The organism is Geobacillus sp. YF-1 (assembly GCF_052692335.1).
This window is the reverse complement of record NZ_CP199850.1, coordinates 70,843-87,500: the sequence shown is the minus strand read 5'-3', so window position 1 is coordinate 87,500 and position 16,658 is coordinate 70,843. Positions and strand designations below refer to the sequence as shown.

The window sequence follows — 16,658 nt, the reverse complement described above, 5'->3', positions numbered from 1 at the left end:
ATAGGTTAAGATGGTGGAGGATGACGGGATCGAACCGCCGACCCCTTGCTTGTAAGGCAAGTGCTCTCCCAGCTGAGCTAATCCTCCACGCCATCGCCTAGCAGCGACCTACTCTTGCAGGGGCGCTGGCCCCAACTACCATCGGCGCTGGAGGGCTTAACTTCCGTGTTCGGGATGGGAACGGGTGTTTCCCCTCCGCTATCACCACTAGGCGACCAATTGGACAAGTCATATTATAGCCAAATTGTTGCGTTTGTCAATACAATCTTTATTTTTGAACGCAATGGTTGTCATTTCAGCATGCTATCATAGTATAGCACACCAAAAACGATTTGTCAACGGTGATTTTTTATCTTCGTTCATAAAGACGACTTTTATTCTATACGCTTCTTGTTTTAAAGTCAATAGCCAATCGTCCCCTGTCAAGGAAAGAAACAGGGGACGATCGCTATCATTTATGGCGCATCTGTGGGAAGAGCAGCACGTCACGAATGGACGGCGAGTTGGTCAAGAGCATCACCAAGCGGTCGACGCCGATGCCAAGCCCGCCTGTTGGCGGCATGCCGTATTCAAGCGCTTCAAGGAAGTCCTCGTCCATTTCATGCGCTTCATCGTTTCCTTGTTCGCGCTCTTTTAGCTGCGCCTCGAAGCGTTGACGCTGATCGATCGGGTCGTTCAGTTCGGTAAAGGCATTGGCATGTTCGCGCCCGACGATAAACAGCTCAAATCGGTCGGTAAAACGTGGGTCGTCCGGATTTTTCTTGGCCAATGGCGAAATTTCAACCGGATGGCCGTAAATAAACGTCGGCTGGATGAGATGGGACTCGACTTTTTGTTCAAAAAACTCGTTGACAATATGGCCAAAGGTCATGTGGGGAGCGACTTCCACGCCATGTTCTTTCGCCAGCTCCCGCGCCTCTTCGTCGCTCATCTGTCGCCAGAAATCGACGCCGACATATTCCTTGATGGCGTCAACCATATGGAGGCGCCGCCATTCGGGCGTTAAGTCAACGGTATGTTCGCCGTATTGAATTTTCGTCGTTCCGAGCACTTCATTGGCGATGTGGGCGATCAAATTTTCGGTCAGTTTCATGATGTCGCGGAAATCGGCGTACGCCTCGTACAATTCGAGCATCGTAAACTCCGGATTATGACGGGTGGAAATGCCCTCGTTCCGGAAAACGCGGCCGATCTCGTACACTTTTTCCAAACCGCCAACGATGAGCCGTTTTAAATGGAGCTCGATGGCGATTCGCATATAAAGCGTCATATCCAATGCGTTATGATGTGTAATGAACGGACGCGCCGCAGCGCCTCCAGCCACAGCGTGCATCATCGGCGTTTCAACTTCCAAATAACCATGGCTGTCAAGATACCGCCGCATCGATTGGATGATCAAACTGCGAGTAATAAACGTCTTCTTGCTTTCCGGATTCATGATTAAATCGAGATAACGCTGGCGGTAGCGCTGCTCAATGTCCTTAAGGCCGTGGTACTTCTCAGGCAGCGGGCGCAACGACTTGGTCAAAAATTCGTACGACGACACCTTAATGGAAAGTTCGCCGACTTTTGTTTTGAACACCGTGCCACGCACGCCAACGATATCGCCAAGGTCGGAGATTTTAAACAGTTCGTACTGTTGTTCGCCGACATCGTCTTGGCGGACATAAATTTGGATTTGCCCTGTAACGTCTTGGATGTGGGCAAATCCCGCTTTGCCTTTGCCGCGCTTAGTCATGATGCGACCGGCGATAGCGACTTCGATCGGGTTTTCTTCTAGCTGCTCTTTTGACCATTCACCGTATAGTTCAAATAGCTCTTGTGCCTTGTGCGTGCGCTCGAACCGTTTGCCAAACGGGTCGACGCCCAATTCTTCGATTTTTTTCAGCTTTTCCCTGCGGACGAGTAGTTGGTCGTTCAATTCCTCGTGGCTCATAGCTCATTCACTCCATTTAGCGATTTTTTACGAAAAATACTGCCAGCGCCCGCTGGCAGTTCTCCGCTGCATGAACATCGTCCTTGTTGGACCATGTCATCTTCTATGGTCATGCATAGAAGACGGGGGCTTCTCCGATCATCCCATCTTATGCCGGAAAATGGGCTGAGCGATCCCCATGCGCCCCACGGTTCGATCACCGCCTTCGGTTGCGTCTTGACGCATTCCCCACTCTCCCTTTGCTTCGGAGCAGGAACCGTCTTGCAAAGCGACGCTAAACAGCTTCGGCGTTCGCCGCTGCTTGGGCTTCTGCTTCTTCCGCTACTTGAAGCAGCAGCGCGGCCAATTCGTCTCGCGTTTCGCATTCGTTGATGGCATTGCGGATTTTCGCCGCCCCACGAATCCCTTTTAAATACCAAGCTGCGTGTTTGCGCATTTCTTTTACGGCGATATACTCGCCTTTTAAGGCAATCAACCGATCCAAATGCAACAGGCAAACATCGATTTTTTCCCGCGGCGTCGGTTCGGGGATGAGTTCCCCCGTTTCTAAATAGCGGACCGTGCGGTAGATCATCCACGGATTGCCGAGCGCCGCCCGCCCGATCATGACACCGTCGACTCCTGTCTCTTCCAGCATCCGTTTGGCATCTTGCGGCGTTTTGACATCGCCGTTGCCGATGACAGGGATGTTGACCGCTTCTTTCACTTGCTTGATGATGTTCCAATCCGCTTTTCCTTCATACATTTGCACCCTTGTCCGTCCGTGGACAGCGACAGCTTTGCCGCCGGCGCGCTCGACAGCTTGAGCGTTTTCGACGGCGTAAATGTGCTGTTCATCCCAACCGATCCGCATTTTCACCGTGACCGGTTTTTCCACAACATCGACGATCGCGGCAACGACATCATAGATTTTATTCGGATCAAGCAGCCATTTCGCTCCAGCGTCACAATTTGTAATTTTCGGCACTGGGCAACCCATGTTAATGTCGATGATATCGGCATTCGTATTTTTATCGACAAATTTCGCCGCTTTGACAAGCGTTTCTTTCTCGCCGCCGAAAATTTGCAAACTGATCGGCTTTTCCCGCTCATCGATGTACAACATATTCAACGTTTTTTCATTGTTGTATACGATTCCTTTGTCGCTGACCATCTCAGCGCATACGAGCCCGGCGCCGAATTCTTTGACGGTCAGGCGGAACGCCGAGTTGCACACGCCTGCCATTGGGGCGAGCACGACACGGTTTTTGATTTCGACGTCACCGATGCGAAACATCGAAAACGCCTCCTTTCTACTTGTTTGATTCGAACGTTGGCGGAGACAGCTCCTCCACTGACACATTCAACCGTTCGGCGATTTGCCCGATGAGCGCATCGGATGGCATCCGATTACCACGCTCAATTTCACCAAGGATGGATACTGAAATACCAAGCTCCTTAGCCAACTTTTCTTGTGTATATCCTTTCAGCTTTCGAAAAGCGCGAATACGTCTTCCCCATCTTTCTGCTTCCATAGGCGAACTCCTTTTTTGTCCGGCAGCCGGTCAATGATGTCGGTTAGCGGTTCAGAAAGAGTTGGTATGGTCACAAACGCATTGACTTCCAACAACGGAATGAGCACAAACGCCCGCTCCATCATGCGCGGATGCGGGATCGTCAGTTGCTCTGTCTCAATATTTTCATGATTATACAGCAAAATGTCAAGGTCTAACGTTCGCGGCCCCCAACGGACTTCCCTTTTTCGCCCCAATTTTTGTTCGATTTCTTGGGTCACGTCAAGCAAGGCAAACGGTGATAGCGTTGTCGCCACCTCGATCACCATGTTTAAAAACTTGCCTTGCTGTACATAGCCAACCGGGTCGGTTTCATAAATGGATGAACTGGATGTTACAGCAATTTCCTTATGATCATTCAGCGCTTCAATCGCCGAACGCAAATATGACAAACGGTCTCCGAGATTGGAACCTAACGCAATGTACGCGATCGTTTCCATTCAACGCCCCCTGCTCATCTCGACCGCGACGTGCTGATAATGGCCGCGGATCGGCGGATTCGGTTTGATCACTTTCACCGTGCAGCGCTGGATACGGGGAAACGCTGCAAGCAAGTCAGCGGCGATCGCTTCGGCGACCGCCTCGATCAAAGCAAACGTCCGTTCTTCCACAATCATCCGGCAGCGCTCGTACACATCAGCGTAGTTGATGGTATGCTCAAGACGGTCGCTCCGCCCAGCGGACTGCAAATCGAGCTCCAGCGTCACATCGACCAAAAACCGCTGGCCGAGGATGTTTTCTTCGCGAAGCACCCCGTGGTAACCGTAAAATTCCATGCCGTGCACGTAAATTTTATCGATGGCTGCTCTCTCCCTTCCCAAGCATGGCATCCATCATTTTCACCATGCGAGCGATCGGCAATACATCGTGGACGCGGACGATATGCACGCCTTTGACGATGCCGAGGCAAACGGTCGCGCCCGTCCCTTCCATCCGTTCCTCAACTGGGACATTGAGCACATGGCCGATAAACCGTTTGCGCGACGTACCGAGCAACAGCGGATAGCCAAGAGCGGCAAATTCGTCAAGACGGCGCATCACTTCCAAGTTATGCTCGACCGTCTTGGCGAAGCCGATGCCTGGATCTAAAATGATGTTTTCCTCTTTCACACCGGCTCCTTTGGCAATGCGAATGCTTTCCTGCAAATCAGCGATCATGTCGGAAATCAACTCGCGATACGCCATATCGCGGCGGTTGTGCATTAAAATAATCGGCACGCCGTACGTGGCGGCGACGCGGGCCATATCGGGATCGGCTTTTGCTCCCCAAACGTCGTTGATGATGTGCGCTCCCGCTTCGATCGCTTGCCGGGCGACCTCGGCTTTGTAAGTGTCAATGGAAATGGGTACGTTCACCGCCTCAGCGATCGCTTTGACCGCCGGGATGACTCGGCGCAGCTCTTCATCGAGCGGCACTGGATCTGCCCCCGGACGAGTTGATTCCCCGCCGATGTCAATGATGTCTGCTCCTTCCGCTACAAGCCGCTTCGCGTGCTTGACCGCGTTTTCGATGTCGTAAAACCGGCCGCCGTCGGAAAACGAATCGGGCGTAACGTTGACAATGCCCATGATTAACGTTTTTTTGCTTAAGTCAAATTCATGCCCGCGGCATTGAAGCCGAAGAGGGCGCGTCAATGTTGTCATCAGCCGTTCATCCTTTCCGCCAATTCATTCCTCGTCCATAACTGATGGGCCAAGCGCCGGTAATGATGCTGCAGCGTCTGAACGACCGGGCCGTTTTTTCCTTGGTAGACGCAACGGCCAATGCGGAAAAGGGGGACAATTTCCTGCACCGAGTTGGTGATAAACGCTTCGTCCGCCTGCAACAGATGGGAGAGCGGATAGGCCCCTTCTTCGACAGGAATGCCCAACTGTCTGAGCAGTGCGATGACGAATTGTCTTGTGATGCCGTTCAATATGCCGACAGCCGGCGCCGGCGTGTAGACAACGCCGTCTTTCACCCAAAAAAGATTGGAAACGATCCCCTCCGCTACCGCCCCTTCTGAATTCAAAAAAATTCCTTCCGCATCCGGTCGATGTCCGAGCTCCCATTTCCCAATCATATTGTTTAAATAATGGTGCGACTTTAGTCGCTCCTTTCCTTCCGGGCTGTTCCGCCTTGTCGCGAGCACCACCCCTTCTTTTCCTTCCGAGGGGGCAGGCGGCGGCAGCGGCTTCATATAGACAATCACGGTCGGACTTCGGTACTTTTCGATCGGCAAGCCGAGATCGCCGACCCCGGCCGATACATTGAAGCGCACATACGCGTCGCACAAGCCATTGGCTTCGAGCAGCTGTTCGATGATCGCCACCGCTTCGGCGCGGCCGAACTGCCTTTCGATGTGAAGCTCAGACAGCCCTTTGTTCAATCGGGCCAAATGATCGTCAAGCAAAAATGGGTGACCGCGATACGTGCGGAACGTTTCAAATAAGCCGAGCCCATATAAAAACCCGTGATCGAACGCTGACAGCCGAGCCTCCTCGCGCGGAACGACCGCCCCGTTCATATACACATACATGACCGTCACGCCTTTTTATATGTGTCGATAAAATTTTTCAATAGCTGCATCCCATGGCTGGTCATAATCGATTCCGGGTGAAACTGCACGCCTTCCACCGGCAGCGTTTGATGGCGAATGGCCATCACTTCCTCCTCTTCCGTCCAAGCCGACACGACGAAACAGTCCGGAAGCGTCTCTTTCTCGACGATCAAGGAATGGTAGCGCGTGGCCGTAAACGGGTTCGGCACGCCGCGGAAAATCGTCTCCCCATCATGGTAGACGGACGATGTTTTCCCATGCATCAACCTTGGCGCGCGGACGACGCGGCCGCCGAATGCTTGGGCGATGGCTTGATGGCCAAGGCAGACGCCGAAAATCGGAATTTGACCGGCAAAGCGATCAATGACTTCTAGGCTGACCCCTGCCTCATTCGGTGTGCAAGGGCCGGGGGAAATCATGATAAAATCGGGGCGGAGCCGTTCGATTTCAGCCACCGTAATTTCATCATTCCGTTTGACAATCAGCTCTTCGCCCAACACGCCCAAATATTGCACCAAATTGTACGTAAACGAATCGTAATTATCAATCATGACGATCATCAATTCTCACCTCGTGCTCAAAAATAATGCCTCTGCTTCGCTCAGCTCTTTCGCTTTCCAAAGGGCGGCCGCTTTCTTTACACATTCCTTGTACTCATGCTCCGGGTTGGAGTCGATGACGATGCCCGCCCCTGCCTGGACATGCGCCAATCCGTCTTTGACGACCATCGTGCGAATGGCGATGTTGAGCTCCATGTTGCCTTGAAAATCGATCCAACCGATCGAACCCGTATACAAGCCGCGGCGAACCGGCTCCAGCTCTTCAATAATTTCCATTGTTCGCACTTTGGGGGCGCCGGTGATCGTCCCGCCGGGGAACATGGCGCGAATGACGGAAAACACATCGTGCTCCGGCGCCATCGTGCCGGATACGTGAGAAACGATATGCATCACATGAGAATACTTTTCGATAGTCATCCATTCGTCCACGCGAACCGTCCCGTAGGCACAGACGCGCCCAAGGTCGTTCCGTTCGAGATCAACGAGCATGGCGTGCTCGGCCCGCTCTTTTTCACTCGCCAGCAACTTGCGGGCGATTTGTTCATCCTCTGCCGCTGTCCGACCGCGCGAACGGGTGCCGGCAATCGGGCGCGTCTCAAGGCGCCATCCCCGCTTGCGGACGAGCAACTCCGGCGAGCCGCTGACCACTTGAAACTCCGGGGTGTGCAAATACGCCATATAAGGGGATGGATTTAGAGCCCGCAACTGTTTGTAGACGGCAAATGGGTGTGTCAACAGCGGCTGCGACTGGCGCACCGATAGGTTGACTTGAAACACGTCGCCCGCCGCAATATAGCGCTGCACGCGGCGAACCGCCTCCATAAACCGCTCTTTTGTCATTGACATAGATGGCGTCGCTCTCGAGGCGGCAAACGGCCAAACAGGGGATTCCGTCCGGTCCTCGAGCCACATCCGCGCCTGCTCCTCAAGCCGCTGCTTGGCATCGTCTTCCTCCCCTTCATTCGCATAGGCAAGCAAATGAAGCTGTTCCGTTTGGTGGTCATAAATCGCTACGTCATCAAAGAGAAAAAAATACAAAAACGGCAGTCGCAAATCATCTTGCGCGAGCACCGGGAGCCGTTCTAAATAACGAACGGCATCATAGCTAACGAAACCGATCAGCCCGCCTTGGCAAGGCAGCGAGTCGCCTTCATCCGGCACGGCGAACGAGCGAAACCATTGCCGGAGCCCTTCAAGCGGCGAGCCATCGAGCACCGTTTCACCCTCGCGCTGCTTGATGAAGAGCCGTCGCTCATCAGCGCGGATCACTCCGATCGGGTCAAGGCCGATCACGCTATACCTTCCCCCTTGACCGCTCTGAAGCAACACATGATGAGACCGGCCATAGGCCAGCCGCTCATACTGGCGGAACCAATCCCGCCCGCGATAGTCGATCGTTCGTTTCAGTCGCCTGCGCCGCTGCTTCATCCTTGTCAGCTCCTTATGGTGTCCATCGTTACTCTTATTGTACAATGATTCGCTGTTCCGGTCATCCTCCCTATAAAAAATTCGACAGGGTCGCCCCTGCCGAGAAATGCTAGTCTTATTCTTCGAACTGATAAAGAGGAGTGCTCAAATAACGTTCGCCGTTGCTCGGGATGATGGCGAGCACTTTTTTCCCTTTGCCGAGCTCTTTCGCCACTTTCAATGCCGCATGAATCGCGGCGCCAGACGAAATGCCGCCGAGAATGCCTTCCTCGCGAGCCGCGCGGCGGGCCGCCGCAAACGCTTCTTCCGTAGTCACCGTGATCACTTCGTCGTAAATGCTTGTATCTAAAATATCCGGAATAAACCCGGCTCCAATTCCTTGGATTTTATGCGGACCCGGTTTGCCGCCAGACAACACCGGCGAATCGGCCGGTTCAACGGCGTAAATTTTAATGTTCGGATACGCCTCGCGCAGTACTTTTCCAGCACCTGTAATCGTTCCGCCCGTGCCGATGCCGGCGACAAACGCATCGAGCTGGTCGCCCATTTGCTCCACGATCTCTTTGCCGGTCGTCAAGCGATGAATTTCCGGGTTCGCTTCGTTTTTAAATTGCTGCGGCATAAAGTAGCCGTGCTCGCGGACGAGCTCTTCCGCCTTGGCGATGGCGCCGCGCATCCCTTGTGCGCCCGGTGTGAGCACAAGCTCGGCCCCATACGCCCGCAGCAGGTTGCGGCGCTCCAAGCTCATCGTATCCGGCATGACCAAGACCGCCTTATACCCTTTCGCCGCCGCGACCATCGCCAAACCGATCCCAGTGTTGCCGCTTGTCGGCTCAACGATCGTGTCGCCCGGCTTCAGCTTGCCTGCTTTTTCCGCCGCTTCAATCATCGCCAGCGCAATCCGGTCTTTGACGCTGCTGCCCGGGTTCATAAATTCCAGCTTCAAGTACACGTCGGCGCTGTCTTCATCGACGATGCGGTTCAATTTCACGGCCGGCGTATCGCCGATCAATTCGGTGATCGAGTTGACTGTGCGTGCCATGATTCCACCCCTAATCCCGATTAATTTTATCGAATTTGTTTCCAATGTATCAGTTATTGGCGTAATTGTCAATCATTTTGATGTTTTCATCCTTTTTTGGCGAGTTGCTTGAGCTGCTCCAGTTCCTCTTTGGTAAAATGATACGCTTCGTTGCAAAAATGGCATGAAGCCTCGGCCTTGCCTTCTTTGTCAATGATGTCTTGGATTTCATCAGCCCCTAGGCTGATCAAGGCGTCCGCAATCCGCTCGCGCGAACAGCGGCAAGCGAAAGACACCGGCATCGTTTCAAGCACCCGTACGCCGCCGTCACCGAGCAGCTGTTCGAGCATCTGCTCCGGGCTGAGCCCGCTTTCAATCATGCGCGATACGGGCGGAATTTGTTTCAGCCGCTCTTCAATGCCGGTGATCGTACGCTCGTCCGTTCCAGGCATTAACTGGATGATAAAACCTCCCGCCGCCCGAATCGTATGATCGGAATTGACGAGCACACCTACGCCGACCGATGACGGAATTTGCTCGGACGAAGCAAAATAATACGTAAAATCATCGCCGAGCTCCCCGGAGACAAGCGGCACTTGTCCGGTGAAAAAGTCGCGCAGGCCTAAATCTTTCACGACCGTCAACATCCCGTTTTTGCCAACCGCCCGCGCCACATCGAGCTTCCCATGCTCATTCAGTTCAAAATGGACATGCGGGTTTGTCACATAGCCACGCACTTCCCCTTTAGCGTTGCTGTCAACCAAAATGACGCCGATCGGGCCGCCGCCGTCAATTTTTATCGTCAACGTTTCCTCGCCTTTCAGCATCGCCCCCATCATGACGCCGGCGGTCAACGCCCGGCCGAGGGCCGCTGAGGCGGTCGGCCACGTCTGGTGGCGGCGTTGCGCTTCGGCAACCGTCTCCGTTGTCCTTGCCGCATACGCCCTCACTTGTCCATCATAAGCGAGCGCTTTCACTAAATAATCGTTCATCTCCATCAAGCCTTTCATCCTTTTTTCTCTGTATTTTTCTCATACAACAATTTCAGTCCTGTCAGCGTTAAAAACGGATCCACGACATCAATGACGTCCGACTCGCTGGCAATGAGCGGAGCGAGACCACCGGTCGCAATCACCTTGGGCGGAACTTTGCTTTTGGCTTTCATTCGGGAAACGATCCCTTCCACCTGCCCAACGTAACCGTACACGATGCCCGCCTGCATGGCGCTGACTGTATTTTTGCCAACGATATCGTCCGGACGGGCGATTTCAATACGCGGCAACTTCGCCGCCCGCGCGAACAGCGCTTCGGTTGAGATCATAATTCCCGGGGCAATGGCCCCTCCCATATATTGTTTATGTTCATTAATGTAACAATACGTCGTCGCCGTGCCAAAATCAACGATGATGAGCGGACTGCCGTACAGGTGGATGCCGGCGACCGCATTGACGATTCGGTCAGCTCCGACTTCGCGTGGGTTTTCGTATTTGATGTCAAGCCCGGTTTTAATGCCGGGACCAACAATCAGCGGCTTAATATGAAAATATTTTACGCACATCCGCTCAAGAGCGAACATGATCGGCGGCACCACCGATGAGATGATGATGCCATGAATGTCGGAAAACTGAAGACCGACATGGTTGAAAAGCGACTTGATCGTCATGCCGTACTCGTCTTCCGTCTTCGCCCGGTTCGTCTCAATGCGCCAATGGTGCCTCAGTTCATCGCCGTCGTAAACTCCTAACACCGTGTTTGTATTGCCGACATCCAAGACAAAAATCATCGCTTCATTCCTCACTTTTCACAAATAAAATTCCCCTCTCTATCATATCATAATTGCCGCCAAAAAGCCGGCTCTCTTCCCGGCGCAGCGGCAAAAAAAAGAGATGCCTCCAAAACAGAGACATCCGCTCTCATTCGTCTTTCTTTTGAATGTTGATTTTGACATCCCCGGTCTCATCGCGCCCTTTGCGATCCGGCGGCAACGTGCCGTGTTCAAACAAATGCTTGATTTGTTCGGCATCGAGCGTCTCGACTTCCAACAAGGTATTGGCGATCAAATCCAATTTATCCCGGTACTCGGTCAAAATTTGTTTCGCTTTGTCGTAGCATTCCTTGATGATTCGTTGAATCTCTAGGTCAATTTCATACGCGATCTTGTCGCTGTAGTTTTGTTCGTTATGCAAATCGCGGCCTAAAAACACTTGCCCGCTCGGTTGGCCAAATTGAAGCGGTCCGAGCTTTTCGCTCATGCCAAACTCCGTCACCATGCGGCGCGCGATGTTCGTCGCCCGTTGAAAATCGTTGTGGGCTCCGGTGCTTACTTCGTTGAACACAATTTCCTCGGCAACGCGCCCGCCGAGCAACCCGGTGATCTTATCCATGAGTTCGGCTTTCGTCATAAAGTAGCGGTCTTCTTTCGGCAACATGACCGCATAGCCGCCGGCTTGGCCGCGCGGAACGATCGTCACTTTGTGCACCATTTCCGCATCGGCGAGCACCATGCCGATCACCGTATGGCCGGCCTCGTGAAACGCGACGATGCGCCGTTCTTTTTCGGAAATGACGCGGCTTTTCTTCGCCGGTCCGGCAATTACCCGGTCCGTCGCCTCATCGATATCGCTCATATCGATTTTCTTTTTGTTGCGGCGGGCAGCTACAAGCGCCGCTTCATTGAGCAGATTTTCCAAATCGGCGCCGGAAAATCCCGGTGTCCGCATGGCGATCGCTTTTAAATCAACCGATTCATCGAGCGGCTTGTTGCGGGCATGCACGCGCAACACCGCTTCGCGCCCTTTGACATCCGGCCGGTCGACAGTGATTTGCCGGTCGAAACGGCCCGGACGCAACAGCGCTGGGTCCAAAATGTCCGGCCGGTTCGTCGCCGCGATAATAATGATTCCTTCATTGCCGTTAAAGCCGTCCATTTCGACAAGCAGTTGGTTGAGCGTCTGCTCGCGCTCATCGTGGCCGCCGCCAAGACCGGCGCCACGCTGGCGGCCCACGGCGTCAATTTCATCAATGAAGATGATGCACGGCGCATTTTTTTTCGCCGTTTCAAATAAGTCGCGCACGCGCGAGGCGCCGACCCCGACGAACATTTCTACAAAGTCCGACCCGCTGATCGAGAAAAACGGCACGCCCGCCTCCCCTGCGACCGCGCGCGCCAGCAGCGTTTTCCCTGTCCCCGGCGGTCCAACAAGCAGCACTCCTTTTGGAATGCGGGCGCCGAGCTCCGCAAATTTGCGCGGGTCTTTCAAAAACTCAACGATTTCGACGAGTTCCTCTTTTTCCTCGTCCGCCCCAGCCACATCCCGGAAACGGACTTTCCGCTTGTCATCCGTATACAGCCGCGCCCGGCTTTTGCCGAAATTCATCACCCGGCTGCCGCCACCTTGCGCTTGATTCAGCAAGAAGAAAAACAAAATAAACATGATGACAAACGGGAGGATGGAGGTAAAGAACGTCACCCATCCGCTCGTTTCATCCGCCGGCACCACTTCCACCCGCGTTCGCGCCGCCGCAGCGTCAATGCGGTCAAGCACTTTATCGCTGTTCACGACATAGGTGGAAAAATACTGCCCCTCATTATATGTTCTCAATCGCCCTTTAATTTCATATACGCCGCGCTCCGGCTTAATGGAAAACGATTCGACATCCCCGTTTTCCAGATGAGTGATAAACCTATCGTACGTCATCGGCTCCGTCCGCTGATTCGTTCCGTTAAAAAAGCTGACAACGCCGATCACGACGAGGAAAATCAGCAAATAAAAGATGGTGTTGCGCAAAATGCGGTTCATTGCTTGCCTCCTCCCATATGAAACACACTATACTCAATACTATCATAGAAATTTGCTTAAATACAAACAATTCGGCCGGCGCGCAACAACGGTTCTACTTCTGGTACACTTCCGGCTTCAAGACGCCGATAAACGGGAGGTTGCGGTATTTTTCCGCGTAATCGAGCCCATAGCCGACGACGAATTCATCCGGGACGGTAAATCCGGTGTAATCGGCTTGAATGTTCGCCTTCCGCCCAGACGGCTTGTCAAGAAGCGTGACGATTTTGATCGAATTCGCCTTCCGGTAGCGGAACAAATCGACGAGATAGCTGAGCGTCAGCCCGCTGTCAATAATGTCTTCAATGATTAAAATGTCGCGTCCTTCCACTGACGTGTTCAAGTCTTTGACGATTTTCACTTCGCCGGACGAAACCGTCGCATGGCCGTAACTTGACACATCCATAAAATCCATTTCCAAATATGTATCGATATGCTTAAGCAAATCGGCCATAAATGGCATCGCTCCTTTGAGGACGCCGACAGCGAGCGGAAAACGGCCTTCATATTCTTCGGTCAACAGACGGCCAAGTTCCTTGACTTTTGCCTGAATTTCCTCTTCCGTAATCAGCACTTTTTGGATATCGTCTTTCATCCCCATCTTTTTTCCTCCTAGCTGTTCATCGCCTGATAGTGCAACAAAATATATGGGCCTTTCCCTTGGTTTTTCGCTTCAAAAGCCGACTTTTTCAGGCCGGGCACCCAAAGGACGCGGCCGTCGGCATCTTCCACCACCGGCCAGCAATCCCTCTCCATCCGCGGAACTTTCGCTTCAATGAAAATTTCCTTCAGCTTTTTCGTCCCTCCCGTTCCTTTCAGCACCATGCGGTCGCCGTGACGGCGCGTCCGCACGTAAAGCGGCAACGCGATGGAAGCGGGATCGATGATGAACACGTCTTTGCCCGCCTGCTTTCCCGGATAGTGTTCCCAAAATTCACTGACAATTGCGCGCCCGTTTGGGAGAGGCAATCGCGCCGGAACGGGCAGCTCGAACCGATACCCTTTTCCGCACGGTTTTTGGCCGAAGGTGAACAAGCAGCGGTCATACGAACGAACCGCTTGCAGCCCTTGCGGCAAATCAAGCGTCCCGGAAGGTTGGCCGCTTTCACAAAGCATCAGTATATGATGGATATGTACAGATGTCAACGCTGGCGGAACGCCGCCATAAAGACGGAGTAGCAGCTCTTGCAGCGCCCGGCGTTGCAGCGGTCGGGGCAGCGCCAAAAACGGGCCGATGCGAAGCACGACATCGCCAAGCTCGTTTTCCATTACTTTATTCAGCGCCTCTGACGCCAATTCCTCTAAAAACCGTTCATCTTCCGCCATCATTTCGCTATATTGCTGAAAGCGTTCGTGCAGGCGCGGATTTTCCTGCCGCAGCAGCGGGATAATATGATGACGGAACCGATTGCGCGTATAGTCGTCCTTTTCATTGCTCGGATCGCGCCGCGGGGCCAATCCTTCTTTGGCGCAATAGTCTTCGATTTCGGCGCGGCTGACGGCCAAAAGCGGGCGGATGAGATCGCCTCCTTGAAACGGCCGCTTCACCGGTATGCCGGCGTACCCTTTGCTCGTGCTGCCGCGGACGAGCCGCATCAAAATCGTTTCGACTTGATCATCGCCATGATGGCCTAACGCGAGGTACTGAGCCTGATGTTTTTCCATCAATTTGGCGAAAAAATCGTAACGGCAGCGGCGCGCCGCTTCTTGGGCGCCCATGCCCATGCGCCGCTGAAACGCTCGAACATCGATTTGCGCCGCCTCACATACAATACGATGCTGGGCACAAAAATGTTTCACAAACTCCATGTCTTCTTCTGATTCCCGACCGCGAAACATATGATCGACATGGGCAGCGACAAGCCGCAGCTTCCGCTCGCCGCGAAGCGAAAGCAAAACATGCAGCAACGCGAGCGAATCAGGCCCCCCGGAGACGCCGACAATGACCGTCGTTCCTTCGGCAAGCAGCCGATGCTTGTCGATAAACGCACGCACTTTCTCGATCATCGATAAAACCCTTCTTCACCCTTTTAGCTTCATCGTAACACGTTCATCTTATTTTCTCAAAACTTCCGTTTGCTGATCGTTACATCGACAGCTGCCGATAAATATAAAAGCCATAGAGGCCAAGCAATAAGGCGGCAATCAGGACGGTCTCCACTACCCCTCTCGCTTTGCGGCGCCTATTCGTTCGCCGGCTAGGTCGGCGGCTCGGCGCTGTCTGGCGACGAACGTTGTGGGTGGTTGGCCGATGCGCGGAAGCGGCCAATAAGTCGCGGCGCATCTCGGCCGCCCTTGCATATCGGCCGTCAAGCGCCTTTTGCAGCACTTCCTTATAGCGTGAAAGAAAACGGTCCGCTTCAATGAGGGCAACAAGCTGCGCCCGTCCGTTCCCCTTTTTTTCTATCGGACCTAGGGAACAAGAAACGATCATCACCATGGCGGCGGCAAACAAGTCGTACGACGGTTCGGCTTTGCGTGATCCAAGCCCCCAGTAGCCGCGGTCGTACAATTCGGTGAACTCTTTGACCGCCCTGCCCTGCAGCGTCGTTCCTCCTACGTCCAACAGCCGAACCGAAGGCGGAGGGCCGGTGACCATTACATTGTCCGGCTTTAAATCACCGAACACCCAGCCTTCTTCATGCAGCCGCTCGAGCACCGACAACAGCTGCACGAGCAGCACGGGCGCCCACTCTTTTCCGTGGCGGCGGACAAAAACCGCGAACGGCTCTCCTTCAATATACTCCATAACGTAAAACGGAATCGTGCCTCGGGCGAATGGGCTCGGCCAGTCATCGGCTTCCAGCAAAGAAGGCCCGAGGGCGGCTCCCTGGACCTTGGAAAAGCGGCGCAATATATTCATTTCCGACGCCAATGACGCGTAATCATCGCTCAATTTGACAGCGACCCGATTCCGCCCGTTCTCCGCCAAATAGACGACGCCGTTGGCCCCGCTGCCAAGCCGCCGCAGCAGCCGATACGAATGGCCGTGCCATTTGCCGGTGATGATCGTACCCGGCGGCAAGCTACAAAGATGACTCTTCCACGTATGGCTCATCGCCATGGCCGATCCAGCTCCTTAGCGACCGTTTTCGCTCAAAATAGGCGATCGCTTCGCGCAGCGCCGGCCCGGTCGGCGTCAGTCCTCCCGATGCCAGCTTCGGAAAAATCGCCGATAACTCCTCCATTCTCGGCGTCCAGTCGACCAGTTTTTCCACATGCGATCGTTTTCCCGGGAAAATCAAGACCGAAAACCGATTGGCGCCCATGCGCGCGTTTAAACTGAGCGACAAATCGACGAGCGCCTCCTTGACGGTCGGCAGTTTCGTTTTCATGCTTCCGCTTGTGTCAATTAAAATCAGCACCTCAAGCGCGACCGTTTCCCCGAGCTCATCGACGACTTCCATCACTTGGCCGCGCTTGTCCGGCGGCAAATCCTCGAGCGAAGCGTTCGAGCCTAAAATTTGCTTCAGCTCGCGATTGACGAGCCCTTGCAGCGTCTGGGTCATCGCTTGGCGCGTCACCATTTGCACCGTCTGCGACAGCTGCTTCGCATATACAATTTGACTCATCCCGCCGCCGGCGGCCGCGATCGCCTCGATTTCCCGGCGGCCGTTTTCATCGATGGTATCTTGATCCAACACGCCAATCACGTTCACGGTAATCCCTTGCTCGCGGGCGAGCGCTGCCATGGCGGCCGGGTCCTCGCCATGATTGGAACAACCATCGGTAATGAGCAAAATTTGCCGCAATGTTCCTGTTCGCACGTTCGTTCCCCCTC

The 16,658-nt window shown here is 53.9% G+C and carries 17 protein-coding genes, 1 tRNA gene and 1 rRNA gene; all 19 read right to left on the bottom strand.

Annotated features, from left to right (window positions below; all coding sequences use genetic code 11):
* Positions 1-11: 11 nt before the first annotated feature.
* Positions 12-87: transfer RNA gene (locus ACTVIM_RS00440), tRNA-Val, on the bottom strand.
* An 8-nt stretch (positions 88-95) separates the two neighbouring features.
* Positions 96-212, bottom strand: a 5S ribosomal RNA gene (rrf, locus tag ACTVIM_RS00435).
* Between the two features lie 239 nt (positions 213-451).
* On the bottom strand, positions 452-1,936 hold the full coding sequence (gene lysS / locus ACTVIM_RS00430) for a lysine--tRNA ligase (protein ID WP_033022337.1): 1,485 nt from the start codon (positions 1,934-1,936) through the stop codon (positions 452-454).
* Positions 1,937-2,210: 274 nt separating this feature from the next.
* Complete coding sequence (dusB, locus tag ACTVIM_RS00425; protein ID WP_445613335.1) at positions 2,211-3,212, bottom strand: tRNA dihydrouridine synthase DusB; 1,002 nt, start codon at positions 3,210-3,212, stop codon at positions 2,211-2,213.
* 16 nt (positions 3,213-3,228) lie between these two features.
* Complete coding sequence (locus tag ACTVIM_RS00420; RefSeq protein WP_033842708.1) at positions 3,229-3,450, bottom strand: helix-turn-helix domain-containing protein; 222 nt, start codon at positions 3,448-3,450, stop codon at positions 3,229-3,231.
* Entirely contained in the window at positions 3,402-3,929 is a 528-nt protein-coding gene (gene folK, locus ACTVIM_RS00415) for a 2-amino-4-hydroxy-6-hydroxymethyldihydropteridine diphosphokinase (protein WP_445613334.1), read from the bottom strand. Before folK ends, ACTVIM_RS00420 begins: the two co-directional genes overlap by 49 nt.
* Complete coding sequence (folB, locus tag ACTVIM_RS00410; RefSeq protein ID WP_304439356.1) at positions 3,930-4,289, bottom strand: dihydroneopterin aldolase; 360 nt, start codon at positions 4,287-4,289, stop codon at positions 3,930-3,932.
* On the bottom strand, positions 4,282-5,133 hold the full coding sequence (gene folP, locus ACTVIM_RS00405; RefSeq protein ID WP_445613333.1) for a dihydropteroate synthase: 852 nt from the start codon (positions 5,131-5,133) through the stop codon (positions 4,282-4,284). Before folP ends, folB begins: the two co-directional genes overlap by 8 nt.
* Positions 5,133-6,008, bottom strand: a complete 876-nt coding sequence (pabC, locus tag ACTVIM_RS00400; RefSeq protein WP_033022343.1) for an aminodeoxychorismate lyase — start codon at positions 6,006-6,008, stop codon at positions 5,133-5,135. The genes folP and pabC overlap by 1 nt, the downstream gene beginning before the upstream one ends.
* A 5-nt stretch (positions 6,009-6,013) precedes the next feature.
* Positions 6,014-6,589, bottom strand: a complete 576-nt coding sequence (gene pabA / locus ACTVIM_RS00395) for an aminodeoxychorismate/anthranilate synthase component II (protein WP_033022345.1) — start codon at positions 6,587-6,589, stop codon at positions 6,014-6,016.
* 6 nt (positions 6,590-6,595) lie between these two features.
* Positions 6,596-8,017, bottom strand: coding sequence for an aminodeoxychorismate synthase component I (gene pabB, locus ACTVIM_RS00390; RefSeq protein WP_445613332.1), 1,422 nt, complete (start codon positions 8,015-8,017; stop codon positions 6,596-6,598).
* Positions 8,018-8,132: 115 nt separating this feature from the next.
* Positions 8,133-9,059, bottom strand: coding sequence for a cysteine synthase A (cysK, locus tag ACTVIM_RS00385; RefSeq protein ID WP_033022348.1), 927 nt, complete (start codon positions 9,057-9,059; stop codon positions 8,133-8,135).
* 86 nt (positions 9,060-9,145) lie between these two features.
* Positions 9,146-10,030, bottom strand: coding sequence for an Hsp33 family molecular chaperone HslO (gene hslO / locus ACTVIM_RS00380; protein ID WP_033022419.1), 885 nt, complete (start codon positions 10,028-10,030; stop codon positions 9,146-9,148).
* Positions 10,031-10,044: 14 nt separating this feature from the next.
* On the bottom strand, positions 10,045-10,821 hold the full coding sequence (locus ACTVIM_RS00375; RefSeq protein ID WP_445613331.1) for a type III pantothenate kinase: 777 nt from the start codon (positions 10,819-10,821) through the stop codon (positions 10,045-10,047).
* A gap of 130 nt (positions 10,822-10,951) precedes the next feature.
* Positions 10,952-12,838, bottom strand: coding sequence for an ATP-dependent zinc metalloprotease FtsH (gene ftsH / locus ACTVIM_RS00370; RefSeq protein WP_445613330.1), 1,887 nt, complete (start codon positions 12,836-12,838; stop codon positions 10,952-10,954).
* Between the two features lie 94 nt (positions 12,839-12,932).
* On the bottom strand, positions 12,933-13,478 hold the full coding sequence (gene hpt / locus ACTVIM_RS00365) for a hypoxanthine phosphoribosyltransferase (protein ID WP_033022353.1): 546 nt from the start codon (positions 13,476-13,478) through the stop codon (positions 12,933-12,935).
* A gap of 11 nt (positions 13,479-13,489) precedes the next feature.
* On the bottom strand, positions 13,490-14,884 hold the full coding sequence (gene tilS / locus ACTVIM_RS00360; protein WP_033022355.1) for a tRNA lysidine(34) synthetase TilS: 1,395 nt from the start codon (positions 14,882-14,884) through the stop codon (positions 13,490-13,492).
* Positions 14,885-14,963: 79 nt separating this feature from the next.
* Complete coding sequence (locus tag ACTVIM_RS00355) at positions 14,964-15,941, bottom strand: protein kinase domain-containing protein (protein ID WP_445613329.1); 978 nt, start codon at positions 15,939-15,941, stop codon at positions 14,964-14,966.
* Positions 15,904-16,644, bottom strand: coding sequence for a vWA domain-containing protein (locus ACTVIM_RS00350; RefSeq protein WP_033022359.1), 741 nt, complete (start codon positions 16,642-16,644; stop codon positions 15,904-15,906). Before ACTVIM_RS00350 ends, ACTVIM_RS00355 begins: the two co-directional genes overlap by 38 nt.
* Between the last annotated feature and the right edge of the window lie 14 nt (positions 16,645-16,658).

What these genes read in the sequence shown, in the direction of transcription:
- lysS (WP_033022337.1), bottom strand. Translation starts at nt 1,936, where the DNA reads ATGAGCCACGAGGAATTGAACGACCAACTACTCGTCCGCAGGGAAAAG.
- dusB (WP_445613335.1), bottom strand. Translation starts at nt 3,212, where the DNA reads ATGTTTCGCATCGGTGACGTCGAAATCAAAAACCGTGTCGTGCTCGCC.
- ACTVIM_RS00420 (WP_033842708.1), bottom strand. Translation starts at nt 3,450, where the DNA reads ATGGAAGCAGAAAGATGGGGAAGACGTATTCGCGCTTTTCGAAAGCTG.
- folK (WP_445613334.1), bottom strand. Translation starts at nt 3,929, where the DNA reads ATGGAAACGATCGCGTACATTGCGTTAGGTTCCAATCTCGGAGACCGT.
- folP (WP_445613333.1), bottom strand. Translation starts at nt 5,133, where the DNA reads ATGACAACATTGACGCGCCCTCTTCGGCTTCAATGCCGCGGGCATGAA.
- pabC (WP_033022343.1), bottom strand. Translation starts at nt 6,008, where the DNA reads ATGTATGTGTATATGAACGGGGCGGTCGTTCCGCGCGAGGAGGCTCGG.
- pabA (WP_033022345.1), bottom strand. Translation starts at nt 6,589, where the DNA reads ATGATCGTCATGATTGATAATTACGATTCGTTTACGTACAATTTGGTG.
- pabB (WP_445613332.1), bottom strand. Translation starts at nt 8,017, where the DNA reads ATGAAGCAGCGGCGCAGGCGACTGAAACGAACGATCGACTATCGCGGG.
- cysK (WP_033022348.1), bottom strand. Translation starts at nt 9,059, where the DNA reads ATGGCACGCACAGTCAACTCGATCACCGAATTGATCGGCGATACGCCG.
- hslO (WP_033022419.1), bottom strand. Translation starts at nt 10,030, where the DNA reads ATGAACGATTATTTAGTGAAAGCGCTCGCTTATGATGGACAAGTGAGG.
- ACTVIM_RS00375 (WP_445613331.1), bottom strand. Translation starts at nt 10,821, where the DNA reads ATGATTTTTGTCTTGGATGTCGGCAATACAAACACGGTGTTAGGAGTT.
- ftsH (WP_445613330.1), bottom strand. Translation starts at nt 12,838, where the DNA reads ATGAACCGCATTTTGCGCAACACCATCTTTTATTTGCTGATTTTCCTC.
- hpt (WP_033022353.1), bottom strand. Translation starts at nt 13,478, where the DNA reads ATGGGGATGAAAGACGATATCCAAAAAGTGCTGATTACGGAAGAGGAA.
- tilS (WP_033022355.1), bottom strand. Translation starts at nt 14,884, where the DNA reads ATGATCGAGAAAGTGCGTGCGTTTATCGACAAGCATCGGCTGCTTGCC.
- ACTVIM_RS00355 (WP_445613329.1), bottom strand. Translation starts at nt 15,941, where the DNA reads ATGGCGATGAGCCATACGTGGAAGAGTCATCTTTGTAGCTTGCCGCCG.